Raw genomic sequence first — 11,848 nt, forward strand, 5'->3', positions numbered from 1 at the left:
CGTCGATATTGGAGGCAGCCGTGCTGACGGCTACCCAATGTCCAGCAGGAGCGGCCGATGGTCGGACACTTCCGGTTCCCCTACGACGTCGAAGCTCACGACGCCGACTTCAGGCGTCACCAGCATATAGTCCGCAAAGCGCCCGTCTTTGGCATAGTGCGATGTTCTCGTATCCGTGAAGCCGCGGGAAGTGACGAGATCGGTGAGGCCGAGTCCACCGAGCACATCGAACATGACGCTTCCGGGCAGCACGTTGAAGTCGCCGCAGACGACGAGACGCTCGCCCTTGCGCCAGATCTGCCCGATCAGGCTGACCAGCGCATCGGCTTGACCCCGGCGTGCGGGCGTATCGCCCTTGCCGGCCATGTCACGCAGGCCATGCAGGTGGGCGATCGTGATCGCTTGACCGGCCCCGTAGTCGAAAAGGCGGATGGCATGGGCGTTGCGGGCGCGCGGATGCTCTCCGTAGCTATCTGCTGAGAAATCGCCATGCACGAAATCTGCGGCGTGGCCGATGACCGCAACCGACCGACGCACGAACGTCGCAAGACCGAATTCCGAAGGCACGCTGTTTTCGTCATCAAAAAAAAAAGCTCGCCTCTCGCCGTCGGCGCGAAGAAGGCGTCATGCTCCGGAAGAACCGCCTTGATCTCCTCGAAGAGGTTGGCGCGCTGCGGCAGGATGTGGCTGCCATCGCGATATTCCAGCCAGTCGCTCTTGACGGTGACGGAACGGGTAACCTCCTGGAGGCAGAGCACGTCCGCCTCAGCAGCCCGGAAATAGTCCATCAGCGGCCGATGCAGCTTGCCGCCCCAGGCATTCAGCGAAATGATGCGCAATATCGCCTCCCCGGATTTGCCGCCCTACCGCTTCTTGAAGGGTGCCATGCCCATGCGCGCCAGTTCGTCGGCACGCTCGTTTTCCGGATGGCCGGCATGGCCCTTGATCCAGTGGAGCGTCACTTTATGCTTGTTGCGGGCTTCCTCCAGCGCCTGCCAGAGCTCGGCATTCTTCACCGGTTTCTTGTCCGCGGTCTTCCAGCCGTTTTTCTTCCAGCCGAAAATCCACTTGGAAATCCCGTCCTTGACGTAGGCGCTGTCGGTGTAGAGGTCGACCTCGCAGGGCGTCTTCAGCGCCGAGAGCGCCGAAATCGCCGCCATCAACTCCATGCGGTTATTGGTCGTGTCCGCCTCGCCGCCGGAGAGTTCCTTTTCAATGTCGCCATAACGCAGGATTGCGCCCCAACCGCCAGGACCGGGATTGCCCGAGCACGCGCCGTCGGTGAAAATCTCGACGTGCTTCATGGCGAAAGCCCGTATTCGGCAGCCGATGCGACCTGCCGGTGGAAGCGCAGCTTGCGCAGGTATTCGAGCGGGTCCTTCTTGGTAACCATTGCGCCTTCCGGCGTCGTCAGCCAGTCATAGAGGCGGGTCAGGAAGAAGCGGAGCGCAGAACCACGCGCAAGCACAGGAAGCGCTGCGAGTTCGGCACTGTTGAGCGGCCGAACACTCCGGTAGCCTTCCAACATGGCCGTGCCCTTGGTGATGTTGTAGGCGCCGTCCTTTTCAAAGCACCAGGCGTTGAGAATGATCGAGACGTCGTAGGCAAGCAGATCGTTGCAGGCGAAATAGAAATCGATCAGGCCGGACAGCTCATCGCCGAGGAAGAAGACGTTGTCGGGGAAGAGATCGGCATGAATGACGCCGGCCGGAAGGTCCTTCGGCCAGTGGGCGGAGAGGAAATCGATCTCGCCCCGGATTTCGGCAAACAAGCCCTTCTCGACTTCGTCGGCGCGCGCCTCGGACTTATCCCAAAGCAACTTCCAGCCCTCCAGCGACAGCGCGTTCGGCCGCTTCAGTTCGAAACCTTCGCCGGCGATATGCATCTGCGCCAGGGCCTTGCCGACTTCGCGGCAATGTTTGGCTTCGGGCTTCCTCAGCCACATGCCTTCAAGGAAGAGAAATGAGCGCCGCCGGTCGATCCGAAAGCGTACCGAGCAGCGCACCGTCCTTGCGCGGCAGCGGCAGCGGACAGGACACGCCGCGGTCGGCAAGATGCTGCATCAGACCGAGGAAGAACGGCAGGTCGGCCTTTTCGACGCGCTTTTCGTAGAGCGTCAAGATCAGCGGCTTTTTGGTGGTGTGCAACAGGAAGTTGGAATTTTCGACGCCTTCCGCAATCCCCTTGTAGGAAAGCAGGGTGCCGGCATCATACTCCGTCAAAAACCACTTCAAATCGTCTTCTGAAATATCGGTATAGACTGCCAAGGAGGGCTCTCACATCAAATACGCTAAGGGGAGTGATGAAACGCATGGGGATACCCCCCTTTGTCACTTCGTGACATCTCCCCCACAAGGGGGGAGATTAAGAGCATGCGTCTTGCCTTGCAATCTATCGTCTTCGTCGCGATTGCCGAAGACGGTGCTACTGCCGATCTCCCCCGGGGGGATGCCCGGCACGGCAGAGGAGGGTAAGCGGCACGATCCAAGCCTCTAATCCCCGTTCACAAAAGCCATGTCGGCCGTCGTCAGCTCGATGTTGCGCAGTTCCCGGTTGACTAGGAAATGCTCGTTTTCCTGCACGGTCTCGGCAAGCTCCACCCTGGCGTCGAAACGTGCCCGGAAGGCTTCGATGATCTCGTTGACGATCACTTCCGGCGCGGAGGCACCGGCGGAAAGGCCAAGCGTCGAAATCGGACCTATCTCGTTCCAGTCCAGTTCAGCGGCGCGCTGCACGAGGATCGACATCTTTGCCCCTGCCCTCAGCGCGACTTCGACAAGGCGCTTGGAGTTAGAGGAATTCGGCGCACCGACGATGATGAAGAGGTCGCAGCCGGGTGCGGCCTGCTTGACCACTTCCTGGCGGTTGGTCGTGGCATAGCAGATCGAGTCGGCGGCGGGTGCCGTCAGCTTCGGGAAACGCTGCTCGAGACGCGCAATCACGCCGGCCGTGTCATCAACCGAAAGCGTCGTCTGGGTCACGTAGCCCAGATTGTCGGGATCGGCAGGCTGATAGGCATCGGCGTCTTCGACCGTCTCGATCAGCGAGACCGAGCCCTCGGGAAGCTGACCCATCGTGCCGATGACTTCCGGATGACCAGCATGGCCGATCAGCACGACATGGCGGCCGAGGCGATTGTGCCGCATCGCCTGCTTGTGAACCTTGGAAACCAGCGGACAGGTGGCATCGAGGTAGAAAAGATTGCGGGCGTTCGCATCTTCGGGAACGGACTTCGGGACGCCGTGTGCGGAAAAAACGACGGGCTGGGCGCGGTGCTCCGCCGGTATTTCATCGAGTTCTTCAACGAAGACCGCGCCCTTGGCCTCCAGTCCCTCGACGACGTAGCGGTTATGTACGATCTCGTGGCGGACATAGACGGGGGCGCCATAGGATTTCAGCGCCAGCACGACGATCTGGATGGCGCGGTCCACGCCGGCGCAGAAGCCGCGCGGTCCGCAAAGCCTGATCGTCAATGGAGGTTTCGCCGCTATGTTCATGTCATGTCCGGTAATCTGGGATAGGGCTGTCTAGCCCAATATAAGAAGGAATTGAAGCGATACTATTGCGAGGCCGGCTTGCCGCGCCCGCGGAACCACGAGATCGCAACGATCACGGCCAGCACCGCCGCCAGGCCATACCAAGTAAAGGCATATTGCAGGTGGTTGTTCGGCAGGTCGACGTCGGTGACGCCGCCGATCGGCAGACCTTTCGGGTTGGGCGTCGAATCGGCATCGACGAAGAAGGGCAAGACGCTCGCCTTGTTGAGACCGGTGCTTGCGGCCATCACGTCGAGGTCTTTCCAGTAGAAGATGTTCTTAGCGACATCGTTGTCCGGTACGAGCCAGGAAGGCTTTCCAGGCAGCTTGTTGCGCGTCAGGCCGATGACCGTCTGCTCGCCGGTCAGTTGGCCCTGCATGCGCATTTCCGGCTCCTTGTTCTCAAAAGGAACGAAGCCGCGATTGACGAAGAGGTAGCGTCCGCCGGCAAGCTCAAGCGGGGTGTAGATGTAATAGCCCGTCTGGCCGCGCCAGGTGGCGAAGAAGTGCCGCTCCTTGTTGTTCACATAACGGCCGGACGTCGTGACGGGCCGGTACTCGATGTCGCCGCCCGAGGCGAGCATCCGCTCGATATCGGCGAGCGGCATCGGCGCCGAGGCGCGGCGCTGCGCAATATCGGCGATCAGCCCTTCCTTCCAATGCAGGCGCTCCACCTGCCACGTGCCGAGCGAGACGAGGATGGCGAGAGCAATCAGCACGGCAATGCCGGTGAAAACCGGCAGCCTGCGACGTGCAGCCACGGCCTGGATATCAGTCACTGGAAATGCGTCCTTCACGGGCATTGTGGCGGTATTGCATGGCGATCAGGATACCCTTGCACCAGCGCAGCGCCACCAGCGAAAGAGCGACCGTCAACGGAGCGAACAGCAGAATGTGCAGCCAGATCGGCGGCGAATAGTTCACCTCCAGCCAGAGCACGGAGCCGATGATGATGAAGCCGACGATGAGAATGACGAAGACGGCGGGGCCATCGCCGGAATCGGCAAAGGAATAGTCGAGGCCGCAGGCGGTACAGCGTGGCTTCACCGCGAGCACGCCATCGAACAATTTTCCCTGTCCGCAGCGCGGGCAGCAGCCCCGCATCCCGGTCCTTACGGGATCCACAGGGGGAAAATATGCACTGTCTTCGCTCATCGTCTTCCTTTCGGCCGGAGATCATTTTCAGCCGCGCCTTAACTCTCCCATAAAGTATCTGCAGGACGAAAGGAAATAGCTGCGCGATTTCGCGTCAGCGATTCGCGTCAAACAGAAGAAGAAGCTGATGAGCAACGAGAACCCTGCAGGCCAGATCGTGATCCTGAACGGGGCGCCGCGAAGCGGCAAGACGACGATCGCGAGAGCCGTTCAGCAGCAGTTCGAAGGACCGTGGATGAACCTCGGCGTCGACATCTACAATGCCGCGACGCCGGCGCGCTACCTGCCGGGCATCGGCCTTCGCCCCGGCGGCGAGCGCCCCGATCTTGAGGAACTGGTGCCGTTCTTCTACGCAGCACTCTACGAGTCCATCGCCATCCATGCCGGGCTCGGGCTAAATGTCGTTGCCGACCTCGGTCATCACGACGCCTATTCGCAGCCGCTCGGGATTCTCACCGATTGCGCCCGGCGGCTTGAAGGTTTCCCGGTTCTCTTCGTCGGTGTGCGCTGCCCGCTCGACGTCATCATGAAGCGCCGCAACATCGACGAGCCCGGGCGCGAGAATCTTTACGAAAGAGGCAATGGCGAGGTCCCTGTTCCAGACCCCGTGCGGCGCTGGCAGGAGGAGGTGCACAGGCCGGGTATCTACGATCTCGAGCTCGATACCTCGGTGTTGACGCCATATGAATGCGCCGAGGCGATCCGGCACCAACTCGATCTCGGAATTGCGGAGCCATCGGCCTTCGAGCGGATCGCTGCTTCAAGGTAGCGATGAAAAAAGGCGGGCGCCGATGGCCCCCGCCTTTCTGATTTTCTTTCGGACCATCAGCCTGCCGCGACAGGAGCGCCCCAGCCGCCCCAGACGTAGATGCAGAAGAACAGGAAGAGCCAGACGACGTCGACGAAATGCCAGTACCAGGCGGCGGCTTCGAAACCGAAGTGCTGTTTCGGCGTGAAGTCGCCACGCAGCGCGCGCAGCAGGCAGACCAGCAGGAAGATCGTTCCGATCTGCACGTGGAAACCGTGGAAGCCGGTCGCCATGAAGAAGGTGGCGCCGTAGATCGAGTTCTTGAATGCGAAGGGCGCGTGCATGTACTCGTAAGCCTGGACGCCGGAAAACAGGACGCCGAGCAGGACGGTGAGCGTCAGGCCCTGAATGAGACCTTTGCGATCATTGTGCAGTAGCGCGTGATGCGCCCAGGTGACCGTCGTGCCGGACAGCAGCAGGATGACGGTGTTGTAGATCGGCAGGTGCCAGGGATCGAGGACCTCAATGCCCTTCGGCGGCCACTGGCCACCAGTATATGCGAGGCGCGACGCCTGGATCGCTTCATTCGCAAAGAGACTGGCGTCGAAATAGGCCCAGAACCAGGCGACGAAGAACATCACTTCCGAGGCGATGAACATGATCATGCCGTAGCGCAGATGCAGCGAGACGACGCGGGTATGGGCACCCTCATGAGCCTCCTTCACCGTATCGGCCCACCAGCCGTACATGACATAGAGGATCAGTACGAGGCCGATGTAAAACAGCCAGGGCTGGGCCCATTCGACACCAAAGAGGTGCAGCGAACCGCCGTTCAGGTAGCGCATATAGCCGACGCCGCCGAATGTTACGATGAAGGCGCCAAGCGACGCCAGAATCGGCCACGGGCTTGGGTCGATGATGTGGTAGTCGTGATTTTTCTGATGCGCATCGGCCATGTCAGATCCCCGGATGTCTTCCTTCGCTTCGCCTCCGGCATAGCCGGAAACGATCCTCAATCAAAGTTTCTTTTCAACCTTCTGCGCTCTACCCTCATTCGAAGCCACCGGCTTCGGTCCCTCTTTCGGGTAGAACGTATATGACAGCGTAATCGTGTGGATGTCTTTCGACTCGACGGCCTTGGTAATATCCGGATCGATATAGAACACCACGGGCATTTCAAGCGTCTCGCCCGGCTTCAGATCCGTTTCGGTAAAGCAGAAACACTGGATCTTGTTGAAGTAGACCCCCGCCTCGCCCGGCGTCACGTTGAAGACTGCCTGGCCGCGCTGCGTCTCGTTCGACTTGTTCTCCGCCACGAAATTGACCTGGATGGTCTCGCCGATTCGCGGATTGACCTCGCGCTGCACCGGCTTGAAGTCCCAGTACAGGCCCGACGCCACATTGGCGTCGAAGGTCACGCGCATCTTGCGGTCGAGGATGACGCTCGACGCCTGATCGACGCGCTGGGTGGTGCCGTTGTAACCCGTCATCTGGCAGAAGATGCGGTAGAGCGGAACCGCGGCATAGCTCATCGCCGTCATACCGATGACGAAGCTCAGGCACATGAAGACGACGGCGCCGTTGTTGCGGCCCTGCTTGTTGTGTGCGTTTACGGCATCGCTCATCGGTTCAGCCTCCGTGCCCGGTGAACTTCACGATGGTGATGGCGTAGAAGAGAACGCAAAGGCCAGCAAGCGCGAGGCCGAGAGCGATGTTCCGGTTGCGGCGCGACTTGCGCTGCGCTTCAGTGAGCTTGACCGTTTCCATCAGAGCAAACCTCCTGCATGCGAGACCAGCATGGAAGCGAGCCGGTCTATCAACAGGGCAGAAAAGATAGCGAAGAGATAAAAGATCGAGAAAGCAAAAAGCTTCTTCGCCGGGATCATCTTGGGATCGCCATCCGGCATGCGCCAGACGGCGATGGAACAGTATATGAAGACCGCGCCGAGCGATGCAGCGACAAGACCGTATCCGGCGCTCGCAAAGCCGAGGAAGGACGGAACTACGCCGCACACGGCCGTCAATACGGCATAGGCGACGATCTGGTGCTTGGTGGCGCGCTCGCCAGATACGTTCGGCAGCATCGGCACGCCGACGGCCTCATAATCGCGCATCTTGAACAGCGCGAGCGCCCAGAAATGCGCCGGCGTCCAGAGGAAGATGATGAGAAACAGGACGGTGCTTTCGATTGTCACCGAATTCGTCACGCACGCCCAGCCAATCATCGGGGGGAAGGCGCCGGCGGCACCGCCTATGACGATGTTCTGCGGCGTCGAACGCTTCAGCCACATCGTGTAGATGACGACGTAGAAGAAAATCGTGAAGGCGAGGATCGAAGCCGAGAGCCAGTTGACCGCGAGGCCGAGGATGACAACCGAAAAACAGGAGAGGATCAGGCCGAAGGCCAGTGCTTCCTTCGGCGTGATGCGACCTGCCGGAATCGGGCGGCGCGCGGTGCGGGTCATGATGGCGTCGATATCGGCATCGTACCACATGTTGAGCGCACCCGAGGCGCCTGCGCCGATGGCAATGCAGAGGATCGAAATCAGGCCGAGCACGGGATTGATGTGGCCGGGTGCCAGCACGAGGCCAGCAAAAGCCGTGAAGACCACGAGCGACATGACGCGCGGCTTCAGAAGCTCGAAATAATCGCGCGCACTGGCTTCCGACAGGAGATGTTCGCCGTCGTTCACAAGTACCTCGTGATTGTTTATGACCCTCATTCTTCCGTCCTGCATTCTTCAAGGCCGGACGCCGCATTTGCATGCGGCGCCCGGAATATCAGCATCTTACTTGATGCGCGGGAGCTGTTCCCACTGGTGATACGGCGGCGGCGAACGCAGCTGCCATTCGAGCGTCGTGGCACCCTCGCCCCACGGATTGTCGCCGGCGACGCGCTTCCTGGCGAAGGCTTCGAAAACGCCGAAGAGGAAGATCAGCACGCCGAAGGCCGAGATGTAGGAGCCGATCGAGGAAACGTAGTTCCAGCCGGCAAATGCATCCGGATAGTCGATGTAACGGCGCGGCATTCCAGCAAGGCCGAGGAAATGCTGCGGGAAGAACACCAGGTTGACCCCAATGAACATGACCCAGAAGTGCAGCTTGCCGACGAACTCGTTGTACATGTAGCCGGTCATCTTCGGGAACCAGTAGTACCAGCCTGCGAAGATGGCGAAGACGGCACCGAGCGACAAAACGTAGTGGAAATGAGCCACGACGTAATAGGTGTCATGCAGCGAGCGGTCGAGACCGGCGTTAGCGAGCTGAACACCCGTCACGCCGCCGACCGTGAACAGGAAGATGAAGCCGATCGCCCAGATCATCGGCGTGCGGAAGGTGATCGAGCCGCCCCACATCGTTGCGATCCACGAAAAGATCTTCACGCCCGTCGGAACGGCGATGACCATCGTTGCGAAGACGAAGTAGCGCTGCGCATCGAGCGACAGGCCGACCGTATACATGTGGTGGGCCCAGACGACGAAGCCGACGGCACCGATCGCGACCATGGCATATGCCATGCCAAGGTAGCCGAAGACCGGCTTGCGCGAGAAGGTCGAGATGATGTGGCTGACCATGCCGAAACCTGGCAGGATCAGGATGTAGACTTCCGGGTGACCGAAGAACCAGAACAGGTGCTGGTAAAGAATCGGATCGCCGCCGCCTTCCGGCGCGAAGAACGACGTGCCGAAGTTGCGATCGGTGAGCAGCATGGTGATGCCACCTGCCAGAACCGGCAGCGAGAGCAGCAGCAGGAAAGCCGTGATCAGAACGGCCCAGGCGAAGAGCGGCATCTTGTGCAGCGTCATGCCCGGAGCGCGCATATTCAGGATCGTGGTGATGAAGTTGATCGCACCGAGGATCGAGGAGGCTCCCGCGACATGCAGCGCAAAGATCGCAAGATCGACCGCCGGACCGGGCATACCGGAGGTGGCAAGCGGCGGGTAGAGCGTCCAGCCGCCGCCGGCACCGTAAGCGCCCGCCGGGCCTTCGACGAACATCGAAAGCACGAGCAAAAGGAAGGCAGGAACGATCAGCCAGAAGGAAATGTTGTTCAGACGCGGGAATGCCATGTCCGGCGCACCGATCATGATCGGCACCATCCAGTTGGCGAAACCGCCGATCATCGCGGGCATGACCATGAAGAAGATCATGATCAGCGCGTGCGCAGTCGTGAACATGTTGAACATCTGCTTGGCGCCGTCGATGGCGGCGTCGCCTTCGTAACCATAGACCATCGAGGCCAGGCCGTGGAAGATCTGGATGCCCGGCTCCTGAAGCTCCATGCGCATGGCAACAGAGAGCGCGCCGCCGACGATGCCGGCAATGATCGCGAAGATCAGGTAGAGCGTGCCGATGTCCTTGTGGTTCGTCGAAAAGAACCAGCGGTTGACGAAGCTCGGCTTGTGCGAGTGGTCGTGATGATCGTCATGCGCATGAGCGTCATGCGAGTGATCATGAGAATGATCGTGAGCGGAAGGTCCAGCCATTGTCCCGAGCCCCTTCTATTACTGAACGTTTTCGGCGACGTCGACGGTCTTTGCAGGACCGTCGGTGGCAGCCATGAGAGCCTTGTAGGCTCCAGGAAGATCAGAAGCGGCAGCCGTCAGCCACTGCTTGTACTTGTCTTCGGAGACGACGCGGATCGCGATCGGCATGAACGCGTGGTCCTTGCCGCAGAGCTCGGAACACTGGCCATAGAACAGGCCTTCGCGCTCCGTCTTGAACCAGGTTTCATTCAAACGGCCGGGAACGGCGTCGATCTTGATGCCGAAGGACGGCATGGCGAAAGCGTGAATGACGTCGGTCGGAGCAGCAGTCACGAGAACCCGGACCGTCTTGTTGACCGGCAGAACGACTTCGTTGTCGACGGCGAGCAGACGCGGATAGGTGGCGAGGTCGGACTTGCCGGCAGCTGCGCGATCTGGATCCTTGAGCAGGAAGGAATCGAAGGTGAGCGGCGTCTCGCCGGTGCCTGCGTATTCGTAATTCCACTGCCACTGGGTGGCCGTCGCTTTCAGCGTGACATCCGGGTTTTCCGGTAGGGTGAGCTGCGCCGTCAAAAGGTTGAACGACGGAACGGCAAGGAAGAGAAGAACGAGAACCGGTCCGACGGTCCAGATGACTTCGATCAGCGTGTTGTGGCTCGTCTTCGAAGGCACCGGATTTGCGCTGGCGCGGAACTTGAAACAGGCGACGATCAGCAGCACGAGAACGAAAAGCGTGATCGGAACGATGAACCACAGCGTATATTGTTCGAACCAGCGGATTTCCCGCATGATCGGCGTTGCCGCCGGCTGCAGCGTTGCCTGCCACGGCAGCGGCTGATCGGCAAAACTGCCGGAAGCAAAAAGCAGACAGACCAGCGCGGCCAGTGCTGCATAAGCCTTCTTAATCACCTTAGTATCTCCCTCGAGCGCTTGATCTGCCACAAATCGAACGCAGAATCCTTGCCATCTTCAGCGCTTCAAACCACAGTTTGCCATCTACCGCAACAGGCCAGAGCGATTGTCTATGCGGCATTTTTGCCTAAAGTCAAATTCCGCAGCCAGGGCAAAACATTGCTGAAGATTTTCATGGTCATATGAAAAAGACCGGCTGTAACCAATCCGCCCTCCCGACAATATCGGCGAAAGGTCCTATTTCTGCCGTAGTCCCCCGGTTTTGACGGGGCGGGGCTTTTCATTTCCGATGGCGGCCTTCAACAATAGCGGCACTGATTCGAATTCCAGAGGTTTCCATGGGTTTCCGTTCCCTCGCGCGGTCGCTTATTCTGATCACCAGCATCGCAGCCGCGGCGACAACCCCCGTATTTGCCCAGCAGCAGCCTGCGCCGAAGCCGCCTGCCCAGCAACCGAAGCCGCCTGCCCAGCAACCGGCCCCGGCACAGACGGCACCAGCGCAAGCGGATCGCCCGCAGCAGGCAACGCCCGGACAAAGCCAACCGCAGGCCCCCGGAACCGTGAAGTCCAACCACGGCGCTTGGTCGGTCGTCTGCGACAAGCCGGCTGGCGCTTCGGCCGAGCAATGCGCGCTGATGCAGAACGTGATTGCCGAAGACCGGCCGGAGGTCGGCCTCTCGGTCGTCGTGCTGAAGACCGCCGACCGCAAGTCGAAGATCCTCCGCGTTCTGGCCCCGCTCGGTGTCCTGCTGCCGAACGGCCTCGGCCTCAATGTCGACGGCAAGGACATCGGCCGCGCCTATTTCGTGCGCTGCTTTGCCGACGGCTGCTACGCCGAAGTCGTGCTCGAGGACGAGCTGCTGAAGACATTCCGCAGCGGCACCAGCGCCACTTTCATAGTCTTCCAGACGCCCGAAGAAGGCATCGGCATTCCGGTCGACCTCAAGGGCTTTGCAGAAGGCTACGACACCCTGCCCTGATAAGGGCTTGCTCGAACAGCTCTGCGGACC

The 11,848-nt window shown here is 60.3% G+C and carries 12 protein-coding genes and 2 pseudogenes; 2 read left to right on the top strand and 12 right to left on the bottom strand.

Going from position 1 to position 11,848, the window contains the following annotated elements:
- Positions 1-30 precede the first annotated feature (30 nt).
- The 6 genes and pseudogenes from ACZ9DP_RS30500 to ACZ9DP_RS30525 form a co-directional block, all read right to left on the bottom strand.
- Positions 31-839, bottom strand: a pseudogene (locus tag ACZ9DP_RS30500) (endonuclease/exonuclease/phosphatase family protein).
- A gap of 24 nt (positions 840-863) precedes the next feature.
- Entirely contained in the window at positions 864-1,304 is a 441-nt protein-coding gene (gene rnhA / locus ACZ9DP_RS30505) for a ribonuclease HI (protein WP_074066907.1), read from the bottom strand.
- Positions 1,301-2,267 (bottom strand): annotated as a pseudogene (locus ACZ9DP_RS30510) (homoserine kinase). The gene rnhA and the pseudogene ACZ9DP_RS30510 overlap by 4 nt, the downstream one beginning before the upstream one ends.
- Before the next feature lie 225 nt (positions 2,268-2,492).
- On the bottom strand, positions 2,493-3,497 hold the full coding sequence (gene ispH / locus ACZ9DP_RS30515; RefSeq protein ID WP_074066905.1) for a 4-hydroxy-3-methylbut-2-enyl diphosphate reductase: 1,005 nt from the start codon (positions 3,495-3,497) through the stop codon (positions 2,493-2,495).
- Between the two features lie 62 nt (positions 3,498-3,559).
- Complete coding sequence (locus tag ACZ9DP_RS30520; protein ID WP_239595179.1) at positions 3,560-4,315, bottom strand: SURF1 family protein; 756 nt, start codon at positions 4,313-4,315, stop codon at positions 3,560-3,562.
- Positions 4,308-4,691 carry a DUF983 domain-containing protein gene (locus ACZ9DP_RS30525; protein WP_476204524.1) on the bottom strand — a complete coding sequence of 128 codons (384 nt, stop codon included), beginning with the start codon at positions 4,689-4,691 and terminating at the stop codon, positions 4,308-4,310. Before ACZ9DP_RS30525 ends, ACZ9DP_RS30520 begins: the two co-directional genes overlap by 8 nt.
- Before the next feature lie 127 nt (positions 4,692-4,818).
- Between ACZ9DP_RS30525 and ACZ9DP_RS30530 the strand changes: the two genes are divergently transcribed.
- Complete coding sequence (locus ACZ9DP_RS30530) at positions 4,819-5,460, top strand: chloramphenicol phosphotransferase CPT family protein (RefSeq protein WP_283071042.1); 642 nt, start codon at positions 4,819-4,821, stop codon at positions 5,458-5,460.
- Positions 5,461-5,516: 56 nt separating this feature from the next.
- On the opposite strand, the gene ACZ9DP_RS30535 is transcribed toward ACZ9DP_RS30530, so the two are convergent.
- The 6 genes from ACZ9DP_RS30535 to coxB form a co-directional block, all read right to left on the bottom strand.
- Positions 5,517-6,395 carry a cytochrome c oxidase subunit 3 gene (locus tag ACZ9DP_RS30535; protein WP_074070190.1) on the bottom strand — a complete coding sequence of 293 codons (879 nt, stop codon included), beginning with the start codon at positions 6,393-6,395 and terminating at the stop codon, positions 5,517-5,519.
- Between the two features lie 60 nt (positions 6,396-6,455).
- Positions 6,456-7,064: a cytochrome c oxidase assembly protein gene (locus ACZ9DP_RS30540; RefSeq protein ID WP_194729144.1), complete on the bottom strand. Its 609-nt coding sequence runs from the start codon at positions 7,062-7,064 to the stop codon at positions 6,456-6,458.
- 4 nt (positions 7,065-7,068) lie between these two features.
- Positions 7,069-7,206, bottom strand: coding sequence for a hypothetical protein (locus ACZ9DP_RS30545; RefSeq protein ID WP_022716477.1), 138 nt, complete (start codon positions 7,204-7,206; stop codon positions 7,069-7,071).
- Entirely contained in the window at positions 7,206-8,162 is a 957-nt protein-coding gene (locus ACZ9DP_RS30550; protein WP_022716478.1) for a heme o synthase, read from the bottom strand. The genes ACZ9DP_RS30545 and ACZ9DP_RS30550 overlap by 1 nt, the downstream gene beginning before the upstream one ends.
- A 66-nt stretch (positions 8,163-8,228) precedes the next feature.
- Complete coding sequence (gene ctaD, locus ACZ9DP_RS30555) at positions 8,229-9,926, bottom strand: cytochrome c oxidase subunit I (protein ID WP_476204525.1); 1,698 nt, start codon at positions 9,924-9,926, stop codon at positions 8,229-8,231.
- An 18-nt stretch (positions 9,927-9,944) separates the two neighbouring features.
- Positions 9,945-10,835 carry a cytochrome c oxidase subunit II gene (coxB, locus tag ACZ9DP_RS30560; protein WP_194729142.1) on the bottom strand — a complete coding sequence of 297 codons (891 nt, stop codon included), beginning with the start codon at positions 10,833-10,835 and terminating at the stop codon, positions 9,945-9,947.
- A gap of 341 nt (positions 10,836-11,176) precedes the next feature.
- Between coxB and ACZ9DP_RS30565 the strand changes: the two genes are divergently transcribed.
- Positions 11,177-11,818, top strand: coding sequence for an invasion associated locus B family protein (locus ACZ9DP_RS30565; RefSeq protein ID WP_476204526.1), 642 nt, complete (start codon positions 11,177-11,179; stop codon positions 11,816-11,818).
- The last annotated feature ends 30 nt before the right edge of the window (positions 11,819-11,848 follow it).

The organism is Rhizobium sp. USDA 4016 (genome assembly GCF_056279705.1).

What these genes read in the sequence shown, in the direction of transcription:
- rnhA (WP_074066907.1), bottom strand. Translation starts at nt 1,304, where the DNA reads ATGAAGCACGTCGAGATTTTCACCGACGGCGCGTGCTCGGGCAATCCC.
- ispH (WP_074066905.1), bottom strand. Translation starts at nt 3,497, where the DNA reads ATGAACATAGCGGCGAAACCTCCATTGACGATCAGGCTTTGCGGACCG.
- ACZ9DP_RS30525 (WP_476204524.1), bottom strand. Translation starts at nt 4,691, where the DNA reads ATGAGCGAAGACAGTGCATATTTTCCCCCTGTGGATCCCGTAAGGACC.
- ACZ9DP_RS30530 (WP_283071042.1), top strand. Translation starts at nt 4,819, where the DNA reads ATGAGCAACGAGAACCCTGCAGGCCAGATCGTGATCCTGAACGGGGCG.
- ACZ9DP_RS30535 (WP_074070190.1), bottom strand. Translation starts at nt 6,395, where the DNA reads ATGGCCGATGCGCATCAGAAAAATCACGACTACCACATCATCGACCCA.
- ACZ9DP_RS30540 (WP_194729144.1), bottom strand. Translation starts at nt 7,064, where the DNA reads ATGAGCGATGCCGTAAACGCACACAACAAGCAGGGCCGCAACAACGGC.
- ACZ9DP_RS30545 (WP_022716477.1), bottom strand. Translation starts at nt 7,206, where the DNA reads ATGGAAACGGTCAAGCTCACTGAAGCGCAGCGCAAGTCGCGCCGCAAC.
- ACZ9DP_RS30550 (WP_022716478.1), bottom strand. Translation starts at nt 8,162, where the DNA reads ATGAGGGTCATAAACAATCACGAGGTACTTGTGAACGACGGCGAACAT.
- ctaD (WP_476204525.1), bottom strand. Translation starts at nt 9,926, where the DNA reads ATGGCTGGACCTTCCGCTCACGATCATTCTCATGATCACTCGCATGAC.
- ACZ9DP_RS30565 (WP_476204526.1), top strand. Translation starts at nt 11,177, where the DNA reads ATGGGTTTCCGTTCCCTCGCGCGGTCGCTTATTCTGATCACCAGCATC.